At 33.4% G+C, this 21761-nt stretch carries 16 protein-coding genes and 1 pseudogene; 6 read left to right on the top strand and 11 right to left on the bottom strand.

Going from position 1 to position 21761, the window contains the following annotated elements; all coding sequences use genetic code 11:
• Positions 1-378: 378 nt before the first annotated feature.
• Both O9307_RS14050 and gyrA read right to left on the bottom strand, forming a co-directional pair.
• On the bottom strand, positions 379-1650 hold the full coding sequence (locus tag O9307_RS14050) for a tetratricopeptide repeat protein (protein WP_298300444.1): 1272 nt from the start codon (positions 1648-1650) through the stop codon (positions 379-381).
• 27 nt (positions 1651-1677) lie between these two features.
• Positions 1678-4305 (bottom strand): DNA gyrase subunit A, encoded by a 2628-nt coding sequence (gene gyrA, locus O9307_RS14045; protein WP_298300441.1) that lies wholly within the window; start codon positions 4303-4305, stop codon positions 1678-1680.
• A 259-nt stretch (positions 4306-4564) separates the two neighbouring features.
• Between gyrA and O9307_RS14040 the strand changes: the two genes are divergently transcribed.
• The 6 genes and pseudogenes from O9307_RS14040 to O9307_RS14015 all read left to right on the top strand — a co-directional run bounded on the left by O9307_RS14040 (position 4565) and on the right by O9307_RS14015 (position 13272).
• Entirely contained in the window at positions 4565-7114 is a 2550-nt protein-coding gene (locus tag O9307_RS14040; protein ID WP_298300438.1) for an ATP-dependent Clp protease ATP-binding subunit, read from the top strand.
• A gap of 129 nt (positions 7115-7243) precedes the next feature.
• Positions 7244-8623 carry a 30S ribosomal protein S6--L-glutamate ligase gene (gene rimK, locus O9307_RS14035; RefSeq protein WP_298300434.1) on the top strand — a complete coding sequence of 460 codons (1380 nt, stop codon included), beginning with the start codon at positions 7244-7246 and terminating at the stop codon, positions 8621-8623.
• 351 nt (positions 8624-8974) lie between these two features.
• A pseudogene (locus O9307_RS14030) lies at positions 8975-10771 on the top strand (pyruvate formate lyase family protein); the annotation flags it as partial.
• A gap of 3 nt (positions 10772-10774) precedes the next feature.
• The gene (locus O9307_RS14025) at positions 10775-11209 is read left to right on the top strand and encodes a glycine radical domain-containing protein (RefSeq protein ID WP_298300447.1); all 435 of its coding nucleotides are present in this window, start codon (positions 10775-10777) and stop codon (positions 11207-11209) included.
• Positions 11210-11302: 93 nt separating this feature from the next.
• Positions 11303-12085, top strand: a complete 783-nt coding sequence (pflA, locus tag O9307_RS14020) for a pyruvate formate-lyase-activating protein (RefSeq protein WP_298300431.1) — start codon at positions 11303-11305, stop codon at positions 12083-12085.
• A 29-nt stretch (positions 12086-12114) separates the two neighbouring features.
• Positions 12115-13272 carry an OFA family MFS transporter gene (locus O9307_RS14015; protein ID WP_298300429.1) on the top strand — a complete coding sequence of 386 codons (1158 nt, stop codon included), beginning with the start codon at positions 12115-12117 and terminating at the stop codon, positions 13270-13272.
• A 111-nt stretch (positions 13273-13383) separates the two neighbouring features.
• Here O9307_RS14015 and O9307_RS14010 read toward each other — a convergent pair whose 3' ends face one another.
• The 9 genes from O9307_RS14010 to O9307_RS13970 all read right to left on the bottom strand — a co-directional run bounded on the left by O9307_RS14010 (position 13384) and on the right by O9307_RS13970 (position 21685).
• Entirely contained in the window at positions 13384-13851 is a 468-nt protein-coding gene (locus O9307_RS14010; RefSeq protein WP_298300426.1) for a CYTH domain-containing protein, read from the bottom strand.
• Positions 13852-13865: 14 nt separating this feature from the next.
• Entirely contained in the window at positions 13866-14912 is a 1047-nt protein-coding gene (locus O9307_RS14005; protein ID WP_298300423.1) for an o-succinylbenzoate synthase, read from the bottom strand.
• 398 nt (positions 14913-15310) lie between these two features.
• A complete protein-coding gene (locus O9307_RS14000; protein ID WP_298300420.1) occupies positions 15311-15724 on the bottom strand; it encodes a PIN domain-containing protein in 414 nt (137 codons plus the stop codon).
• Positions 15721-15969: a DUF6364 family protein gene (locus O9307_RS13995; RefSeq protein ID WP_298300417.1), complete on the bottom strand. Its 249-nt coding sequence runs from the start codon at positions 15967-15969 to the stop codon at positions 15721-15723. The genes O9307_RS14000 and O9307_RS13995 overlap by 4 nt, the downstream gene beginning before the upstream one ends.
• Before the next feature lie 167 nt (positions 15970-16136).
• A complete protein-coding gene (locus O9307_RS13990; RefSeq protein WP_298300415.1) occupies positions 16137-17336 on the bottom strand; it encodes a tetratricopeptide repeat protein in 1200 nt (399 codons plus the stop codon).
• Positions 17337-17854: 518 nt separating this feature from the next.
• Positions 17855-18532, bottom strand: coding sequence for a metal-dependent hydrolase (locus tag O9307_RS13985; RefSeq protein ID WP_298300412.1), 678 nt, complete (start codon positions 18530-18532; stop codon positions 17855-17857).
• Positions 18533-18580: 48 nt separating this feature from the next.
• The gene (menA, locus tag O9307_RS13980) at positions 18581-19543 is read right to left on the bottom strand and encodes a 1,4-dihydroxy-2-naphthoate octaprenyltransferase (protein ID WP_298300409.1); all 963 of its coding nucleotides are present in this window, start codon (positions 19541-19543) and stop codon (positions 18581-18583) included.
• 102 nt (positions 19544-19645) lie between these two features.
• Complete coding sequence (locus O9307_RS13975; RefSeq protein ID WP_298300406.1) at positions 19646-21169, bottom strand: PH domain-containing protein; 1524 nt, start codon at positions 21167-21169, stop codon at positions 19646-19648.
• A complete protein-coding gene (locus tag O9307_RS13970) occupies positions 21170-21685 on the bottom strand; it encodes a PH domain-containing protein (protein WP_298300403.1) in 516 nt (171 codons plus the stop codon). It lies immediately after the preceding gene.
• Positions 21686-21761 lie beyond the last annotated feature (76 nt).

The following is a 21761-nucleotide window of genomic DNA, read 5'->3' as shown; positions in this document are numbered from 1 at the left end:
TTGGTTAGTTTCCAAAGGCATCGATAAATCAAGGCTCACCGGAAAAGGCTACGGCGAATCGCAACTCATCAACGATTGCGGCTGCGAACCAACCAACCAATCCAATTGCACCGAAGAACAACACCAAATGAACCGAAGAAGCGAGTTTATTATTACTGCACTTTAATAGGTTTTTCTAAACCAAAAAAATGCCCTCTGAATTTTTTCATGAGGGCATTTTTTTTTTGGAAGTAACAAAGCAGTAATAATCAAAAAAATAACCCAGATTTAAATCTGGGTCTAATTTTGATTGTATAAATTACTAATAGCAAAAGCTTTACTTAAACAAAATTGTTAATAAACAGTCAAAAACAATTTTACTTACAGCTCAAGAGAAAACTATTGAATTTTTGCTTTTAATTCTTTATACTCTGCGGTCATTTCTAAAGCACTATACACATTTAATAATGTTTTAGCAACATCAACATTTTTAGGATCTAACTCAACTGCTTTTTTAAGAAAAGGAATGGTACTTTTAAACAACTCTTCACGCTTCTTTTTCAATATATCATAACGCTTCATATCAGCTGTAGAAGTACCTAATTTATTCATTTCATCAATAATAGGCTTTTCGTTCTCTAATTTTAAAGCAGCAATATTAATATATGCATTAGTGTAAGCAGGGTTGATTTCAATCACTCTATCATAGTATTTCTCAGCGTCTACACTGTTTTTTGCATTAGCACTTAAAACACCAAGATTAAAAACTAAATCAGCATCATTAGGATTTTTTACTAAGATATCAGCAACTAATTTTTTATAAGTATCGAAATCTTTAGCTTCCAAATATAGATTAGCTTCGGTTAATGCCAAAGAAGTATCCTCTGGATTTGCTTTTCTGGCATCTGCAACAGCCTTTTGTGCTTCTATCGCCTTACCCTGTTGCACTAAAATCAATGCAATATTTTTGTAAATTTCTCCTCTTTTAGATGGAATTACTTCTGTTCTAGGTTTTTCGTGTGTTCCTAATTTGATCATACGATCTCTTTCTGCAGCCGTTAAGTACATATCCTCTTGAGAAGTTAACTTATTTACTGCAAAATAATTAGTTCCTTTTCCAGAATAATTTAATTTCTTTAACTCGTCATAATTTTTAAGAGCAGCATCATAATTTTTTGCATTTACATACGTTGAAGCTGCATAATATAAATTGATGGTATCTTTTTTATCCAATTGATAGGCATCATACAATTTTTTGGCTGCTACTTCATACTTATCGATTTTTGAATCAGCAATCGCCTCATTAATTAATTTGTATTTAATATCGATTACGGATTTTGTAGCTTGTGCCGTGTATTTTGATTTACCCGAAGCTTTCTCAACTTCTATTAAATCTTGGAAAGCACCCGCGGCTAATGATAGATTATTGTCTTTATCAATACTCTTATTAGCTAAATCTAACATTACATTTCCTTTCACAAAATAATACTGTGCTTTTTCAGCCTCAGTAGCATTTGTAATTACTGATTCAGCATCTAACAATATTGTTTTTGCTTCATCCGATTTACCCGCTTTTAATGCTTTTTCAGCGGCTTTAATTTGATCTTTTTGTGCAAAAGTGGCTACTGAGATCAACATCGTTGACGCGAGTAATACATATTTACTTTTCATGGTATTCTATTTTTATTTAATTATTTATTAATCTTCATCATTTACTTCATCCTCCTCTTCGTTGTCATCCTCAATTACTTCATCATCTTCGTCCTCATCATCTTCTTCGACTGTATCGTCTTCAAGAATTTCAAGTACAGGTTTTACACGTTCAACAGTTGAATTTTCAGAATTACCTTCTTCATCTGCTTCATCTTTCATTACTTTTGTTACTGCTGCAATTGAGTCATTTCCTTTTAAATTGATCAATTTTACTCCTTGAGTAGCACGTCCCATAACACGTAAATCCTCAATTGCCATTCTAATTGTTAAACCAGATTTATTAATTATCATTAAATCATCGGCATCTGTAACGGCATTAATTGAAATTAAATCCCCTGTTTTCTCAGTAATATTCAAAGTTTTAACTCCTTTTCCTCCACGATTGGTAATTCGGTATACATCTTCACCATCCTCATCAACTAATTTGGTACGTTTTCCATATCCATTTTCAGTTACAACCAAGATTTGAGAATCAGTAATATCTTCTTTATCCACAGTAACCATACCTATTACTTCATCTTTTTCATCTTTCAGAGTAATTCCTCGAACTCCCGAGGCCGTCCTACCCATCGGACGGGTTTTGGTTTCTTCAAAACGAACTAATTTTCCTGATTTAACCGCCAATATAATTTGGCTTTCACCATTAGTCAATTTTGCCGCTAATAACTCATCCCCTTCTTTGATTGTAATTGCAGCTACACCATTCACACGAGGTTTAGAATATTTCTCCAAAGAAGTTTTCTTAACCTGACCTTGTTTGGTAACCATAATCAAATTATGACTATTAATGTAGTCTTTATCTTTTAAATCTTGGGTACAAATATAAGCCTTTACTTTATCATCACTTTCAATATTCACTAAATTTTGAATCGCTCTACCTTTGGCTGTTTTCGTTCCTTCTGGAATTTCATAAACCCTCATCCAGAAACATTTGCCTTTTTGAGTAAAGAACATCATATATTGATGATTTGTAGCTACAAACATATGTTCTAAGAAATCTTGATCTCTTGTTCCAGCACTTTTTTGTCCAACCCCACCTCTATTTTGGGTTTTGTATTCGCTTAGATTTGTTCGTTTGATATAACCCGCATGAGAAATGGTCACAACTACACTTTCATCTGCAATTAAATCTTCTATACTAACATCACCTCCAGAATACTCAATTAATGAGCGACGAGCATCGCCATATTTATCTCTAATCTCGACTAACTCTTCTTTTATCAAGGCAGTTCTCAAATTCACATCTGCCAATAAAGCACGCAAGTGATCAATTAATTTCATGATTTCTTCGTACTCGGCTCTCAATTTATCTTGCTCAAGACCTGTTAACTGTCTCAATCGCATTTCAACAATTGCACGAGCTTGAATATCTGAAAGTTTAAACCTTTCAATTAATTTTTCTCTTGCTTCTTCTGTATTTTTAGAGGCTTTAATTAATGCAATAACCTCATCGATATTATCAGAAGCAATAATTAATCCTTCTAAAATATGTGCTCTCTCTTCAGCTTTCCTTAATTCGAATTGCGTTCTTCGAATTACAACATCATGACGGTGTTCTACAAAATAATGAATCAAATCTTTAAGATTCAGCATTTGCGGACGGCCATTGACTAAAGCAATATTATTAACACTAAAAGAAGATTGTAGTTGTGTATATTTATAAAGCGTATTTAAAACGACATTTGGGGTTGCATCACGCTTTAAAATATAAACGATACGCATACCATTTCTATCCGATTCGTCACGGATATTAGCAATACCATCGATTTTCTTTTCATTAACTAAGTCAGCTGTACGCTTGATCATATCAGCTTTATTAACTTGATATGGGATTTCAGTCACAATGATAGATTCTCTACCGTCAACCTCTTCAAAACCAACTTTGGCACGCATTACAATACGTCCTCTTCCCGTTTTGAATGCTTCACGAACTCCTTCATAACCATAAATTATACCTCCAGTAGGAAAATCAGGTGCTTTTATATGAGTGATTAATTCATCAATCTCAATTTCATTATTATCAATGTAGGCAAGCGTTCCGTTTATAACCTCAGTTAAATTATGAGGAGGCATATTAGTAGCCATACCCACCGCAATTCCAGTAGCTCCATTAATTAATAAGGTAGGAACACGAGTTGGCATTACTTTAGGCTCATATAAAGTATCGTCAAAATTCAATTGAAAATCAACTGTTTCTTTTTCGATATCTGCCATAATCTCTTCAGATATCTTGCGCATTCTCGCCTCTGTATAACGCATTGCTGCTGGACTATCTCCATCTACAGAACCAAAATTACCTTGTCCGTCTACCAACAAATAACGCATACTCCATTCTTGAGCCATACGAACCATTGCATCATAAACAGAAGTATCTCCGTGGGGATGATACTTTCCTAAAACTTCACCGACAATTCTCGCCGATTTTTTATGGGCTTTATTTGAAAAAACTCCTAAATCATACATTCCGTATAGCACTCTACGATGTACAGGTTTTAAACCATCTCTAACATCAGGAAGCGCTCTGGATACAATTACAGACATCGAATAATCGATGTATGCTGATTTCATTTCATCTTCTATGTTAATAGGAATTAACTTTTCTCCTTCAGACATAAGTTGTTATATTAAATAATTATATTAATTTCAAAACGTGCCAATATACGGCTTTTTGAAATTTTTTAAGGCATTTTAACAGCCTAATTTCTCTAATTTATTAACAATAAAAAAACACATAATAGTTAATAAATCACTTCAATTTTAACTTATAATTTAATATTATTTTTGTCACTTAGCTGACAGCTGATATTAGTAGGAATGATTTTTGTTTATAAATACTAATTCAGTAAATTTACAAATATAAAATAGATACCACATGGATGACAATTTTTCCCCTAGAGTAAAAGATGTTATTACGTACAGTAAAGAAGAAGCCTTACGATTAGGACATGACTTTATTGGTACTGAGCATTTGATGTTAGGCATTTTGCGTGATGGAAATGGAAAGGCTATCCATATTTTAAACAATTTGGATGTAGATTTAGAACATCTCCGAAGAAAAGTTGAAATTCTTAGCCCTGCAAGTCCTATCAGCCTAGAGATAAATCTTGAAAAAAAGAATTTACATTTAACACGCCAAGCTGAAAGAGCTTTAAAAACAACCTTTCTTGAAGCCAAAGTGTTTCAAAGCACTTCTATAAGTACTGCACATCTGCTTTTGTGCATTTTGAGAAACGAAAACGATCCTACAACCAAGCTATTGAATAAACTAAAAATAGATTATGATTTAGCTAAAGAACAATATTTGAACATGACTCCAAACGAACAAGATTTTATCGACAACTTGCCAAAAAGCGAATCATACAATGAAGATTCAGGACAAGATGACAGTCTTAAAGAAGGCACCTTCAATAATCCTGTAAACAAATCCAACAAAAAATCTAAAACCCCCGTTTTGGATAATTTTGGTAGAGATTTAACCGAAATGGCCGAAGAAGGAAAATTAGACCCTGTAGTAGGTCGTGAGAAAGAAATTGAACGTGTTTCCCAAATTTTAAGCCGTCGCAAAAAGAATAACCCGCTTTTAATTGGTGAGCCTGGAGTTGGAAAATCTGCTATTGCAGAAGGATTAGCTTTGAGAATCATTCAAAAGAAAGTTTCTAGAATCTTATTCAATAAGCGAGTAGTTACTCTTGATTTAGCCAGTCTTGTAGCAGGAACAAAATACAGAGGACAATTTGAAGAACGTATGAAAGCCGTTATGAATGAGTTGGAAAAAAACGATGACATTATCTTATTTATAGACGAAATTCATACGATTGTTGGTGCAGGTGGAGCAACAGGTTCATTGGACGCATCAAATATGTTCAAACCTGCCTTAGCAAGAGGTGAAATTCAATGTATAGGCGCAACTACATTAGATGAATATCGCCAATACATAGAAAAAGATGGCGCTTTAGAAAGACGTTTCCAAAAAGTAATTGTAGAACCAACTTCAGTTGAGGAAACCATTACTATTTTGAACAATATCAAAGATAAATACGAATCCCATCACAATGTAACTTATTCTTCTGAAGCCATTGAAGCTTGTGTAAAACTAACTGACAGATATATGTCGGAACGCTTTTTACCAGACAAAGCTATTGATGCTCTTGACGAAGCAGGTTCAAGAGTTCATATAACTAACATAGATGTTCCAAAGCAGATTTTAGATTTGGAGCGTCAATTAGAAGACGTACGTGAGTTGAAGAATTTGGTTGTCAAAAAACAAAAATATGAAGAAGCGGCTAAATTACGTGATGATGAAAAACGAATTGAAAAAGATTTAGCTATTGCCCAAGAACAATGGGAAGAAGACTCAAAAAATAACCGAATCAACGTTACAGAAGACAATGTTGCCGATGTAGTTTCTATGATGACCGGCATTCCTGTTAACCGAATTGCACAGACTGAAAGCAATAAATTAGCTAAATTACCAGAGCTTATTCAAAATAAAGTAATTGGACAAAATGAAGCAGTTTTAAAAATTGCTCGCTCAATCCAAAGGAATAGAGCCGGTTTAAAGGACCCAAACAAACCAATTGGTTCCTTCATTTTCCTAGGTCAAACTGGTGTTGGAAAAACGCAATTAGCCAAAGTACTTGCGAAAGAATTGTTCGATTCTGAAGAAGCTTTAATCAGAATCGATATGAGTGAGTATATGGAAAAATTCGCTATTTCAAGATTAGTTGGAGCACCTCCGGGATATGTTGGTTACGAAGAAGGCGGACAATTGACCGAAAAAGTACGAAGAAAACCATATTGTGTAGTGCTTTTGGATGAAATAGAAAAAGCACATCCTGATGTATTTAATATGATGTTGCAAGTATTAGACGATGGATTCTTAACCGATAGTTTAGGTCGCAAAATCGATTTTAAAAATACGATTATCATTATGACCTCAAATGTTGGTGCTAGACAGCTAAAAGATTTTGGTCAAGGTGTTGGATTTGGAACAGCAGCAAAAGTTGCTCAAGCTGAAGATAATTCAAAAAGTATTATTGAAAATGCATTGAAAAAAACCTTTGCACCTGAGTTTTTAAACCGAATCGACGATGTTATTGTTTTCAATTCATTAGAAAAAGAAGACATCAACTTGATTATCGAAATTGAATTAAAAAAACTATACGCTCGAATCAAAGATTTAGGATACACCTTGAATCTTTCTGATAAAGCAAAAGCATTTATTGCAGACAAAGGTTTTGACAAACAATTTGGCGCCAGACCATTAAAAAGAGCCATCCAAAAATATGTTGAAGACGCTCTAGCCGAAGAGATTATCACTTCAAAAATCAATGCTGGTGATGAAATCTTTATGGACATTGAAGAAGGTGCAACTGAGTTAACAGTGAACGTTAACAAAACAGAAGAACCTAAAAATCAATAGATTAAAAACAATTAATTATATCTAGCCCGTTATGTATTTTTACTACATAACGGGCTAATTCTTTATATTAATTTAACTTTTTTAAAAAACAAAAAGTTACTTTTGATGTTTTATTAAAATACTTGCTGTATGCTACAAAACAAAGTCATCTTAGGAAGCGAAGAATGGTGCTCTTTCCCTGACCTAAATATTCCCACTATCAAAGCTAGAGTCGATTCTGGAGCCAAAACATCGGCTTTGCACGCTATAAATATTGCTCCTTTTATCAAAAACGATAGTAATTGGGTGAAATTCGATATTAATCCCATCCAAAATAACAACAAAACTGTTATTCATTGTGAAGCGCCATTAGTAGACAAACGAATTGTAAAAAGTTCCAGTGGGTATAGAGAACAACGCTATGTTATTCAGACCTTATTAAAAATTGGAGATGACAGTTGGAACATAGAAATGACATTGACCAACAGAGATTCAATGGGATTTCGAATGCTTTTAGGTCGTGAAGCGATGAGTGGACGTGTTTTGGTAGACCCTGAGCAAAAATACTTATTAGGACAACCTTCAGTAGACAATCTAAAAGAATTATACAAGAATGCAGAAAAAGCAAGTTCTGGTTTACGAATTGGAGTTTTAGCTAGCAACCCCGAATTATACAGCAACAAACGAATCATGGAAGCTGGTGAAATGCGAGGACATGAAATGCATTTTTTGAATATCAAAGAATGTTATATGAAATTGGATGCCAAAACACCAGAAATTCATTATAGAGGTGGAAAAATTCTTAACCAATTTGATGCTATCATTCCAAGAATTCGTCCAAGCATTACTTTTTATGGTTGTGCTTTGACTCGTCAATTTGAGGCCTTAAAAGTTTTTTGTCTCAACTCTTCAACAGCGATAACACAATCTAGAGACAAGCTCTTTTCTTTACAATTATTACTTAACAATGGTGTTGACATTCCAACCACTGGATTTGCGAATTCTCCTTTAGACACCAATGATTTAATAAAAATGGTAGGTGGCCCACCTTTAATTGTAAAACTCCTCGAAGGTACACAAGGCAAAGGTGTAGTTTTGGCAGAAACTAAAAAAGCGGCAGAGAGTGTGATTAATGCATTCAAAAGCTTAAATGCAAATATACTAGTCCAAGAATTTATTAAGGAAGCTAACGGAAAAGACATTCGTTGTTTTGTAATTGATGGAAAAGTCGTTGCTGCCATTCAGCGTGAGGCAATGCCTGGTGAATTTAGAGCCAATATTCATCTTGGAGGTACCGCATCAATAATTAAGGTCACTAGCGAAGAAAAAAGAATCGCTATTAAAGCAGCTAAAGCAATGGATTTAAAAGTAGCTGGTGTAGACATTATTCGCTCTTCTAAAGGACCTTTATTGCTCGAAGTAAATAGTTCTCCTGGTCTAGAGGGAATTGAAGGCGCAACCAACAAGGATATTGCTGGTGAAATGATAAAAGCCATCGAAAAAAACTTTAAAAACAAAGTAATAGTTTAAAATAAACTAAAAAAGTCAAGGAGTCCACTTGAAATTTCTAAAAAAAAAATTCAAGTGGACTCCTTATTTTGGGTGCTCTAGCCAAAATTTAATCAAAAAATAATGCTTTTTTAAAAGAATTACGAAACAACCATCGAACATTATGAAATAGATGTTTTGTAAAAGTAAACAAAGCAAAAAAAAAGACTTGAATTTCTACCAATTCTGAGGTCTTTTATAGTAAAAGAAAAACATTTGACACTTTTAATTTCGCCCTTTTTTTCAACGCTTTCTTTTCGTAAATTTGAATGTATTCATTTGCATAAGTAATTGACTATAAGTATTTTAATAACATTGAAAAATAATAATGAAATGGAAATTGTAACAAATACAGCAACGTTTAAAAAGGGAAATTGGACTACAACGATTGATGTTTATGATTTTGTAGTAAAAAACATAAATCCGTATGAAGGAACAGCAGATTTTTTGGTTGGCCCTTCAAACAAAACCACAAAACTATGGGAGGCATGTAAACAACAATTATTAAAAGAAAGACAAAATAACGGTTGTTTAGCCATCGATACCGAGACCATCTCTAATATTACAGCTTTTGGTCCTGGATATATTGATAAAGAAAATGAAGTAATTGTTGGTCTTCAAACTGATGTTTTACTCAAAAGAGCCATGAAACCTTTTGGTGGCATCAAATTAGTAGAGTCAGCAGTTAAAGAAAAAGGGTTACAAGTATCAGAAAGAGTTTCAGACATCTTTAATTATGCTAAAGACCATAATCAAGCTGTCTTTGACGCTTATGATGCAGAAATCAAAATGTACCGCTCTAAACACGTTTTAACTGGCTTACCAGATAATTATGCTAGAGGAAGAATCATTGGTGACTTTAGACGTTTACCTTTATATGGAGCTGATGCATTAATTGAAGCAAAAAAAGCTGATTTTGCAAATGTTGTTGGAGAAATGAGCGAACACAAAGTGCGCTTACGCGAAGAAATCACCAGCCAAATCAAAGCATTAGAAGATATGAAAACTATGGCGCTATCTTATGGTGTCGATGTTTCTAAACCTGCTACTACTGCTTATGAAGCGGTTCAATTCACTTATTTAGCTTATTTAAGTGCCGTTAAAGAACAAGATGGTGCTGCAATGTCACTTGGTAACGTTTCGTCTTTCTTGGACATTTATATTGAATAAGATTTAAAAAGTGGTTTAATTACTGAAGAAGAAGCTCAAGAATTCATTGATCAATTCGTTATGAAACTTCGAGTTGTTCGCCATTTACGTCCAGGTGCTTATGACGAAATATTTGGTGGAGATCCAACATGGGTAACCGAAGCTATTGGAGGACAATTCCACGATGGTAGAACAAAAGTTACTAAAACTTCCTTCCGTTTTTTACAAACACTTTATAATTTAGGTGCTTCACCAGAACCTAACTTAACTATTCTTTGGTCACAGAACCTTCCAAAAGGATTCAAAGATTTCTGTGCTCAAGTTTCTATCGACACCTCTTCTCTACAATATGAGAACGATGATTTGATGAAAGCCAACAGAGGTTCTGATGACTACGGAATTGCTTGTTGTGTTTCTTATCAAAGAATTGGTAAATCAATTCAACATTTTGGAGCACGTGCCAACCTACCTAAAGCTTTATTAATGGCTTTAAATGGTGGACGCGAAGAAGACAAAGGAGCTTTAGTCATCAAAAACATTCCAGAAATGAATGATGAAGTGCTGGATTATGATAAAGTAATAACTGCTTTCAAAGCAACTCTAGCTGAAGTAGCTCGTGTGTATGCTAAATCAATGTTTATTATTCATTATATGCATGATAAATACTATTATGAAAGAGCTCAAATGGCTTTAATTGATAGTGATCCTGCTATTGATATTGCTTACGGTGCTGCTGGTATTTCAATCATTGCCGACTCGTTATCTGCTATCAAATACGCAAAAGTAAAACCTATCAGAAATGAACAAGGATTAACCGTAGATTTTAGCATAGAAGGTGACTTCCCTAAATTTGGTAATGATGATAACCGTGTAGATGATATTGCTATAGAAATCACAAGCTTATTCATTGAGGAATTAAGAAAACATAAAACATATAAAAATGCTACTCCAACCCTTTCTTTACTAACAATCACATCTAACGTGATGTATGGTACAAACACTGGAGCTACTCCTGATGGAAGAAAAGGTGGTGAATCATTTGCTCCTGGAGCTAATCCAATGCACGGAAGAGATGTAAATGGAGCTATCGCTTCTTTAAACTCTGTAAGTAAACTGAAATACAATGATGCTCAAGATGGTATTTCTTATACCTTTTCAATGATTCCTAAGTCATTAGGGTCTACAAAAGAAGATCAAATCTTGAACTTAAAAACTACTCTTGACGCTTACTTTGGAAGAGATGCACATCATTTGAATGTCAATGTTTTAAATAGAGAAACTTTGATGGATGCTTATGAACACCCAGAAAATTATCCTCAATTAACAATTCGTGTTTCTGGATATGCTGTAAACTTCGTTCGTTTGTCTAAAGCACATCAATTAGAAGTAATAAGCAGAACTTTCCACGATAGAATGTAATTAAGCATTAAATTCAATGTGAATGATTAACTTTAAAACCTGTTTAGAACCTATACTCTAAACAGGTTTTTTTTAATAAATTTCTTTTTGCCTATGTATTTTCCTGAACAATCCCAACATGATGAAGCCTTAAATAATGCAGATATTGATTTGCTCCGCATACATTCTTTAGAAACTTTTGGTACACATGATGGTCCTGGAATTCGAATGGTGATTTTTGTTCAAGGTTGTCAATTTAGATGTTTGTATTGTCAAAATCCCGATACATTAGATGTTCATGGAGGTTCTTTTATTCCTATTGATGAATTGGTTCAAAAAGCAATCAATCAAAAACTCTTTTTTGCAGAAACTGGTGGTGTAACCGTTTCTGGAGGAGAACCTTTACTTCAAAGAGCTAAATTGATTCCTTTTTTTGAAAAACTTCATCTTAATGGAATTTCAACTTGCCTAGATTCTAATGGCCGTGTATTAGACGAACAAACAAAAGAATTACTAGATAAAACCGATATTCTACTACTAGATGTTAAGCATATCAATAATGATTGGCATAAAAAACTCACTGGGTTAAAAAATAAAACTACATTAAAAGTTGCCAAATACCGTGAGCAAACTGGAAAAGCAATGTGGTTACGCTATGTTTTGGTACCTGGTTGGACTGATCAAGAAGAATATTTGCATGAATGGGGACAGTACTTTACTGATTTTAAAACAGTCGAAAGAGTAGAAATCATTCCTTTTCATCAGATGGGAAAACACAAATGGGATTTATTAAATTTCGAATATGCTTTTGCAGATGTAACATCACCAACAGAAGAAATTATCCAAAAAAAAACCGCTATTTTTCAACAATATTTCAAAAATGTTGTGGTGAAATAAACTAAAATTTTTCAAAATAATTATACAAAATGTCAAAAAATAAATATTTAATGGTAGTTGCAGGAATGATTATGCAACTGTCAATAGGCTCTATCTATGCCTACAGTAAATGGATAGAACCTTTATCCAAAGAATTGAATTGGGATGCCCACGACACCAAAACAGCTTTTAGTTTAGCCATTTGTTTCCTTGGACTTACGGCAGCATTTATGGGCAAATTTGCTCAGAAAATTGGACCAACCAAAGCTGGTAGTATTGGAGCTATCTTTATCGTAATTGGTTTAATTGGAAGTAGTTTTGCTGTAAAATGGAGTTCTATTGAACTGTTCTACCTAACTTTTGGTGTTCTACAAGGAATAGGCTTAGGATTTGGTTATGTTGTTCCAGTCTATACCGTTGTAAAATGGTTTCCAGACCGACCAGGTTTAGCCTCTGGTATAATTATTATGTCTTTTGCTTTGGGGTCTTTGTTGGCTTCTTTTATAATTAATCCATTGTATACTTCAGTTGGTTTATCGAATGCTTTTTTAATTTTAGGCATTGTATACGGAATCTGTATGTTATTAAGCGCTTTTTATTTAGCAAATCCAGTAGCCGAAAATACTTCAATAGAACATCCTACCGAATTGACAGCAAAAGAAATCATTAAAGACAAACGTTTTATTGCATTATGGTTATTACTCTTTTTAAATGTTTGTGGGGGTATTGCAATTATCTCAAAGGCAGCAATATTAGGAGAGGAAGTAGTAGGAATGAGTGCTACTCAAGCAACTTTATTTGTAGCCATAATAGGATTATTCAATGGTTTAGGACGTCTGTTTTGGTCCAGTATATCAGATAAAATTGGTTGTTGGTCAACCTTCATGATTTTTTTAACTGTAAACATGATTTGTTTTGCTATGATTCCTATCGCAGCTACAAATAGTACTTCATTTCAAATAGTTACTTATATTATAATTGCTGGCTATGGTGCAGGTTTTTCGACTATGCCATCGTTTGTAAAATCAATTTATGGTGCAGATAATTATGGACAAGTTTTTGGCTATATATTAACCGCTTGGTCTGCTGCAGCTTTTGTTGGCCCAATACTCTTGGGGTTGACTCATGAAATCACGATTTTCTATTTATTCTCGCTTCTAATCGGAATCGCTTTATTGGTTGGATTTTGGCTAAAAAAGATGATTTGATCTTGAAGATAAACTCATAAAAAAAGCGCTCAAAACACTATCTTTTGAGCACTTTTTTTTATGATTTTTTACAAAACGCATCTGTTTAGAATTTATGAATTTCTTTTGTGTTTACCAACTTTTAAACGGGTGCTCACTCAAATAGCCGTTGTAATAGCGGTGATTGTTGGTAACTTCTTCTCCTAACCATTCCGGTTTGAGAAAGGTTTCTGTCTCAGATGATAGTTCTATTTCCGCCATTACCAAGCCTTCATTTTCGCCATAAAAAACGTCCACTTCAATGACGTGATTTCCAGATTGAACTTCATAGCGCGTTTTATCAATGGTTCCTTTCTCGCACAAACGCATCAATTGCAGTGCTTCTTCAACAGGAATTTCTTTCTCCCATTCAAAACGCGACAAACCACTTTCATTACCTTTTCCTTTGATGGTCAAAAAACCTTTATCGGCTTTTATCCTCACGCGAACTGTTCGCTCTGGGTTTTTGCTAATATATCCCTGAGCTATTCGATTATGAGCAAAAGCTTGCGAAATAAAATCGTTTGAAGTAACCAAAAATTTTCTTTCTATTTCTATCATCTAGACTATTTTAATTATGAAAAAATGGCTTTATCAAAATGCCAATCTGAATTTTTCCTGTACCAAAGCTGTCCCTTTTCGACTTCCAAAGGACAATCAAAATTATTGGTATACAAAGCTCCAGTTCCTAAACCCTGAGGCATTTTTGAATTTTGAAGGTACGTCCATTGCGCAATGGCATTCAATCCAATATTACTTTCTAAAGCCGAAGTAATCCACCAGCCAATTTTATATTTATCAGCTAGACTAATCCATTCTTGAGTTCCTCTAAAACCACCCACAAAACTAGGTTTCAAAATAATGTATTGAGGTTGAATATCATTTAGTAATTGTTCTTTATCAGCAAGAGAAAACACACCTATGAGCTCTTCGTCTAAAGCAATAGGAAATGGAGTGGTTTTACATAGTTCTGCCATAGTGACAGTATTGTTTTTTGCTATCGGCTGCTCAATACTATGTAATTTAAAATCAGCTAATTGATTCAATTTATATAAAGCTTCATTTAAATTAAAAGCGCCATTTGCATCCACTCTAATTTCTATTTGATTTTCAGAAAAATGAGTACGAATATAAGCCAATAAAGCCAACTCTTTATCAAAATCAATGGCTCCGATTTTAAGTTTTATACAACTAAAACCTTGTGCAATTTTTTCTTCTATTTGGGCCTTCATAAAAGAAGGTTCGCCCATCCAAACAAGTCCATTAATCACTATAGATTGTGTGCCTGAGGTAAAATCAGAAGGAAAAAGCAAAAATGGATTTTCGCTTTTGAGCGACAAAAAAGCCATTTCGACACCAAATTGAATAGAAGGAAATTCTATTAAAGCTTCCCACAAAGCGCGCTCTCCTAAATGAATATTTTCGCAAACCCATTGCAATTTCGTTTCGTAATCAGGACGGTCATCGGCACTTAAACCTCTAAGAATCCCGCACTCTCCTATTCCCCATTTTCCATCTTCTTCCAGCAACAAAAACCAAGTTTCCTTAGTGGTCATAACGCCACGTGACGTTCCTGATGGACGTTTAAAATCAAGTAAGTATTTATGATAGGTTGCTTTCAAAATTGTGTCTTTCTAAACTATTATTATATTTTATTTACTATGCTAACCCGTTGGATGAAATGAGTTTTTACCACATAGGAGGAACATAAAATTTATAGCATTTAAAAGAAAAATATAGACGTTTTACTATTCACATAGCTCATCTATGTGAAAAATAGTGCTATTTCTATTTTTTTCTTTGACTATTTAGAACTAATCTATGATTTTTCTATGTGGTTATTTTTTTTTTAAAATTACCCAATGGGAGATATACTCTACTTTTTCTTGCTTCCCATTTTGGTACTAACAAGACTGAATCATCCTTTGTATTTCAAATTATCACAATAAATCAAAGACTAAAAATCTTTCTATAAGGCTAATTCCAAACTATTACTTACTAGCGGTTAGCAACAGCTGCATTATATAAGACTACTTAAATATTCTTCAGCTGTCATAATTGGAATTGTAGCATTCTTAAAATCTTTTCCGTTTCTAGTTATAATTATTGAGCAGTTAGATTGTAAAGCGGTAAAATATTGAACAGCATCCTCAAAATCTTTAAAATTCGAATTCAACGCTTTCTCAATTATTTCTTCAGTAACTTCACAGACCTCACAGATTATTTTAAACTTTCGAAGTTTATTCAGAACAGATTCGGAACTTTCGTATTTATTCAAAACATAATCTATTGTAGTGAAAGAAAGAGGCGAGACAATTATAGCCAATTTTTTTTGATCTGCCAAAGTAGCAACTTTAGCAATAGCATCAAAAAAAGGAACTCTTTCTCCCAACAAATCTAATATTACGTTAGTATCTAAAAAAATTCTGCTCATTTGTATTTTTGTTCTAAATAATCAGCACGATCTTTTTTATAATCATAATCAGCTGGAATTTCAATTCCCGAAGAAAGACTTTTTACAAAAGGTGAAATTTGTATGTCATTATTTTCTTTATCCGAAGTCAAAGAATTAAGGTAATTTTCAACAATTCGAGATAAGCTTATTTTTTTTTCAGAGGCATAATGTTTAGCTTTTTCAATTATTTCTTGGTCAAGCTTTAATGTGAGTTTAGTATCCATAGCAGAAAAAATTTATACGTACAAATATATAAATTTAAGACGGAAAAAATATGAGTTTCTATTTTTTTCGATTGCTGCTTAAATCTATATATACGATATAGAATCGTCTAATTATTCTTTTATAATTTTATGAATTAAATTACAATTTTAACTCTGCTAAGTCTACTCTACTTAAAAAGACTTAAAACACGCTCAAAATCATCAGATTTAATTCCTAGTTTTTGAAAGGTTTCGAAATCCACTTTTGTTTTCTCAACCCAACTCAAACTATCGGTGACATTTTGATTTTGATACTTTTTGTAAATCGCTTTGGCAGATTTGTAGTTGTCGTTTAACAAATAAGCGTGGGCTAAATTCAACTTAATCAACAACTCGGTATCATCTAAGCGTTCACCGTCTTGCAAAAACTTAATGGCTTTGCCATATTGTTTGGTCAACAAATAACTGGTTCCAATAGCATTATAATCTTGTACTTTGCCTTTGCCATCATTGATAATCATCTTTAGTTTGGTGATGGCTTCACCGTGTTTCCCTTGTTTTGCTAATTGGTTCGCCTGCTTTCTTGTGTCTGCATAGGTTGTATTGGACACACTAGATTCACCAAAACAGCTGTTACCAAAATCTTTAAAAGCTTTGTTACGCTCTTCTTTTAATAGCTTTTGAAATTCGGTGTGGGTGTATTTGTTTTGGATTTTATCTAAAACACAAACACAAAAATCATCCGAATTGGTCATTTTTTGCGCCATTGTTGAGGTTTTACATTGCTCGATAATGTTTTTACGATTGCTTGCGCTCCAGCCACGGCTCAATTTGTAATCCACCCAAGGCACAACCTCTAACACAATTTTTTGCTTCATAATCCAATTTTTGCTTTCGAAGCCAAACCAAATTGCATTGGATTGCAAACAAGTTGATTTATCTGTTGATAAGCGTTTGGCGTCTTTACTCAAAGGGGTTTCTTGTAAAAAGCAAGCCTCAGTTGTTTTGCCTGTTTTTTGATAATTTGAAGCAGCCCCATTTGATGAAAAAATAGCGTATTGGCATTTATCATCGCCTGATATTTTGGACAAGATAAACACCGCGCCCGCAGAACCTTGACTAATTCCTGTAGGATCTGGAATGGACTTCAGTAACGATACTAAACTCCCCGCCATTTGTTGGTTTTCATCAAGTAAAGTAATGCGATAAACCACTTCGGTAGTTCCGATGGGTAAGTCTTCTGTTTTGATGATGATTCGGTCTCTTGCAGCAACGATACTTTCTTTTGACGTTGCTCTTTCTTTGTCCCAATAGCCCGTTTTTTGAGCTAGAAGCGATTGAGAACAACAAAATACTGTAAAAAGTAAAAGGAATGTTTTTTTAATCATAATCCAATGGCATATTTTTTAACCACATAGAAACATAGAATTTATTATTCTTTTTAAAAGTAACCAATAGACGTTTTACTCTTCACATAGTTATTCTATGCGAAAAATTATCCTATTTCTATTGATTCTTTAGCGGATTAGCATTTTTCTATGATCCTATGTGGTTTATTTTTTATTAGAATTTCACTCAACGAACAAACAGTATTAAAATGTAAAAACAAAGCGTGATGAATGCACTTGGCCTCAATGTTATTAAATTAAGAGATTTTAGAGTGAAGATTAACGATTCTTGATTTTAGATTTTGGAGCATTAGAATAAAAATTAATTGAATTTCAAAATCTTATATATCAGCAATCATTTTATCATTTAACCTTAACTTAATGATTTTGCACTTGGCCCTGATGGGAACGGCATCCTTTACTGCCGGGGTTCGGCAGTAAAGATATAGTGGACAGCAGGACACGAGCGAAGCGAATTGACGAAGTAAACAGCTCCTAACTCTTACTATATCAAATGACTATAATTCTATCGACTCGCCAATGGATAAAAGCATCAAGTCTTTTCCTTTGTCAAAAAACTTCTTGATGGCTTGTTCGTGATTGATTTCGATGAAACCAAAAGTATCAAAATGACAGCCCAACACTTTGTCACATTCCACAAAATCTGAAGCAATAAGGGCATCTTCTATATCCATCGTGAAGCAATCCCCAATTGGCAAAATGGCCAAATCCAACTTGGTGCGCAGAGGAATTAACTTCATATCCATCGTTAGTGCCGTGTCGCCAGAGATGTAGATATTTTTGGATTCACCTTCGATAACAAATCCACCTGGATTGCCACCGTAAGTCCCGTCTGGGAAGGCGCTAGAGTGTACCGCAGCCACATATTTAACTTTTCCGAAATCGAAAGTCCAATTGCCGCCATGATTCATAGGGTGGAATTTTAGTTCTTTGGCGCCGTAATAATGGGCAATTTCCCAATTGGAAACAATCACTGCATTGGTGCGTTTAGCAATGGCCTCCACATCTTGCACATGGTCAAAATGAGCATGGGTAATCAAGATATAATCCGCTTTTAGTTCATTGACGTTAATATGACTGGCTTTGGGGTTTCCGGTGATAAATGGATCTACCAAAATATGCTTTCCCGCCACTTCAATTCCGATACAAGCGTGTCCGTAGAATGTAATTTTCATGATTTAATAATTAAAAGATTGAAAGATTAAAAAATTGAAAGATGCCTTTTATCGGCCACCCATAAAAGTATTCACAATAACATCTGAGAAGAAATAAATCATACATAATGAAAAAAGTACGGATAAAAAGAATGTACTTAAGGCTACTTTTTTCAATTCAGGATCTAATTCTTTGGGGTTGGTATTTTTTTTAACGGTATCTAAATGTTTTACTAAAGGGTAAAATGCAAGTAAAAACAAGTATTGGTCAATATTAAAATTATTGAGTAAAGCAAAAGCAACAAACACTACCATAGCAGTTATAATAAGAAAATAATGGTATTGTTTGGCTTTTTCTCCGCCCATTTGAACGACAATTGTATTCTTTCCAGACTTTTTATCCGAGGCTTCGTCACGCATATTATTTAAGTTAAGTACCGCAACACTCAATAATCCGATGCCAATGGCAGGCAAAAACAAATCGAAATCCAATTGTTTAGAATACAAAAAATTGACTCCAAGCGTGCTCACCAAGCCGAAGAACACAAACACAAAAACATCTCCGTATCCGCGATATCCATAAGCCGAAGTTCCTACCGTATATTTGATGGCTGAGGCAATAGCCAAAATTCCGAGCACTAAATAGAACAACGAATACACAAAATTGGTGTCTCTAAATGCAATATAAATTAAAGTAATGGAAGATAAAAGTGTTAGTACCGAAGTGATGATTATGGCACGCTTCATGGCTGGCGCTGAAATTACTCCACTTTGAATGGCGCGTTTGGGGCCTACTCTATCGTCGTTGTCGGTTCCTTTTACCCCGTCGCCATAATCGTTGGCAAAGTTTGACAAAACTTGTAAACCCAACGTGGTGAGCAAAGCAAAGCCTAAAATAGACCAATTGAACACTTCTGTTGGTGTTAAAACAGTTTCTGTTGGATGCGCTAAGGCATACATACTCCCTACAATTATTCCCGATACGGATAATGGCAAAGTTCTTAATCGTGCGGCTTGAATCCAGTGTTTCATTTTTTTTTGTTTTATTTTTTTTTGAAAAAATGTTTAAAAGTTGATTTACGCAAATTTACTTTTCTTGTATATTCTAAACTCTAACATATTTCTTTTACTACTTTACATCCAATTGCTATCGGATGTTTCTATTTCATACAACCAAAGATTAACATATTGCTGAATTGCGGTAAAATTACCTAATTGAAAATTAATTTTACCACCAGCGGTGTGTAAAGTTAAGGAACCGATATTACTGTTTTTATACCATAAAAGTTGTGAAGTTGTAATTGCTTGAATTTTGCTTGGAATAATAATTCTATTCGTTACATCCCAAGCTCCGTTTTGAAGAATAATAAAATCTTTGTTTATAAAGAGTCGGTTATTTTTAAAAGAAAAGAACTGAATCGTACCAAGAAAAACAACACCAAAAAAGACTAAAAAATCTACTTGAGGTAGCTCTGCAATCAATAATTTTCTTGTAAATAAAAACACTAAAAGCGGAAGCCCAATGGTTAAGAAGGCTGTAAAACCCAGTTTTCTATAATTAGGCTTTAACATGATTCCCTTTTCAGGAATTTTATTGAACAATAACTTCAAAATAGCCTCTTTTTCTGGTTCATTACAACCCGGAATTTCAATGGCTACTTTATGATTGTCTTTTTCACCACTTGTAGCTTGATTTATTCTAAGATGCAACACATTCATTTTTTTTTGAAAAAAGTTCTGCGTTATACTAGTCATTTGAACCTTTGAAGGTTTTACAATAGTAGTTTTAGTATTCAACAAGCCATAAGAGAGCAACAATGAACCTTTTTCTCTTGTGATTTTATAATTAAAGTAAGTAAAAACTATTTTTATTAAATTGATTAAAATAACTGCAAGGATAACAAAGCTGAATAAAGAAAGGAATGCCGTTACCATAGTACTTTCTTCAATATAATCTTCAAGATTTTCACCATTCAAAATATTTCGCCCTGTAAATTGTTTAATATGGTCGAAAACAGTGATAAAAAAAGCCAATAAAACAAAAAAACTTTTTATATAATTGGAGGTTACTCCCATCTTCAACAAACTCACTAAACTAATTTTTATAAACTTAGATTCACTTTTAGCCTTATTTTTATTAGATAAAGTAGCTACTACATTAATAGAATCCTCTTCACGAAACTCCTTTGAACCTTCATTTTCTAGTAATCGCCCCTTTAAATGTAGTGCTAATTCATAAGTTATTGCTTTGATATTGACCTCTTTATTATTAGAACCAGCGGTATCAACATCCAATTCATAAACATCAACTATTTTTTGTAGTAAGGACTGATTAATATTTACTTGTTGAATTTTATGAAGTTGAATAGTTGTTTTGGTTTTATTAAAAACACCCTCATTAATTATAAATTCATCATTTTCTTGATCAATATAGAATGTAAAGTTCCAATATTTCAAATAAGAGACCAAACCAACCATTGCTATAAAAAAAACTATTCCACCAATTAATAGGTAGCTTTTATTTGCGTCATTAAATTTATAGATCCAAAGCAATAAAATGGGCCAAAATGCTTTTACAAATCCTTGAAGAGAAAAAACAAACATTATTAAAACACCGGCTATCGACTGACGTTGTGGCTGATTAAAATCGGTTGTCATTTATAACTGTTTTTGAATTTTTCCCATCAATAATTGTTTTATATTTTCGGCCTGCATTTTTGCTATTCCGGGTATTTCTATATCACTTGAAGCACCTCCAGCTGTAAAAATCTCTAAGTTTACTAAACCAAAAAATCTAGAAATCAACCCTTCATTTATTGATACATGTTGTATTCTGTTATATGGAACGACATGAATGTTTGTAGCTATAATTCCAGATCTAAATAAAAGGTCATGATTCCTAAATGCAAATCCTTTTTTCATGAAACTAAGTCTAGAAATAAACAGTACAAAAAAAGCCATTACTGTATATATAAAATAAATTTCAGTAACAAAATCTGAAAGGTCTTCCTTATAGAAAAGTACAAACCCGATTATTACTCCAATTATCAAAAATAAAACGATCAAATTTATCAAGATTACTTTCCAATAATTCGGCTGTAATTCAGAAAAATCTACTTCTTCAAATTTTGGAAGCTTAGAGGTATCAATAACATCGTTTGTGAAATCTTTCATTTAATTTTAAAATTAAAAATTGAAGGTTTCAAAATATAAAAAATTGAAACCTCAAAACTATAAATTACAACAATAA

The organism is Flavobacterium sp. (genome assembly GCF_027531905.1).
Taxonomy (GTDB): Bacteria; Bacteroidota; Bacteroidia; order Flavobacteriales; family Flavobacteriaceae; genus Flavobacterium.
This window is presented reverse-complemented; position numbering and strand designations above follow the sequence as displayed.

Bases quoted from the DNA above. Each gene is read 5' to 3' on its own strand.
- O9307_RS14050 (WP_298300444.1), bottom strand. From the start codon at position 1,650: ATGAAAAGTAAATATGTATTACTCGCGTCAACGATGTTGATCTCAGTA.
- gyrA (WP_298300441.1), bottom strand. From the start codon at position 4,305: ATGTCTGAAGGAGAAAAGTTAATTCCTATTAACATAGAAGATGAAATG.
- O9307_RS14040 (WP_298300438.1), top strand. From the start codon at position 4,565: ATGGATGACAATTTTTCCCCTAGAGTAAAAGATGTTATTACGTACAGT.
- rimK (WP_298300434.1), top strand. From the start codon at position 7,244: ATGCTACAAAACAAAGTCATCTTAGGAAGCGAAGAATGGTGCTCTTTC.
- O9307_RS14025 (WP_298300447.1), top strand. From the start codon at position 10,775: ATGTATGGTACAAACACTGGAGCTACTCCTGATGGAAGAAAAGGTGGT.
- pflA (WP_298300431.1), top strand. From the start codon at position 11,303: ATGTATTTTCCTGAACAATCCCAACATGATGAAGCCTTAAATAATGCA.
- O9307_RS14015 (WP_298300429.1), top strand. From the start codon at position 12,115: ATGTCAAAAAATAAATATTTAATGGTAGTTGCAGGAATGATTATGCAA.
- O9307_RS14010 (WP_298300426.1), bottom strand. From the start codon at position 13,851: ATGATAGAAATAGAAAGAAAATTTTTGGTTACTTCAAACGATTTTATT.
- O9307_RS14000 (WP_298300420.1), bottom strand. From the start codon at position 15,724: ATGAGCAGAATTTTTTTAGATACTAACGTAATATTAGATTTGTTGGGA.
- O9307_RS13995 (WP_298300417.1), bottom strand. From the start codon at position 15,969: ATGGATACTAAACTCACATTAAAGCTTGACCAAGAAATAATTGAAAAA.
- O9307_RS13990 (WP_298300415.1), bottom strand. From the start codon at position 17,336: ATGATTAAAAAAACATTCCTTTTACTTTTTACAGTATTTTGTTGTTCT.
- O9307_RS13985 (WP_298300412.1), bottom strand. From the start codon at position 18,532: ATGAAAATTACATTCTACGGACACGCTTGTATCGGAATTGAAGTGGCG.
- menA (WP_298300409.1), bottom strand. From the start codon at position 19,543: ATGAAACACTGGATTCAAGCCGCACGATTAAGAACTTTGCCATTATCC.
- O9307_RS13975 (WP_298300406.1), bottom strand. From the start codon at position 21,169: ATGACAACCGATTTTAATCAGCCACAACGTCAGTCGATAGCCGGTGTT.
- O9307_RS13970 (WP_298300403.1), bottom strand. From the start codon at position 21,685: ATGAAAGATTTCACAAACGATGTTATTGATACCTCTAAGCTTCCAAAA.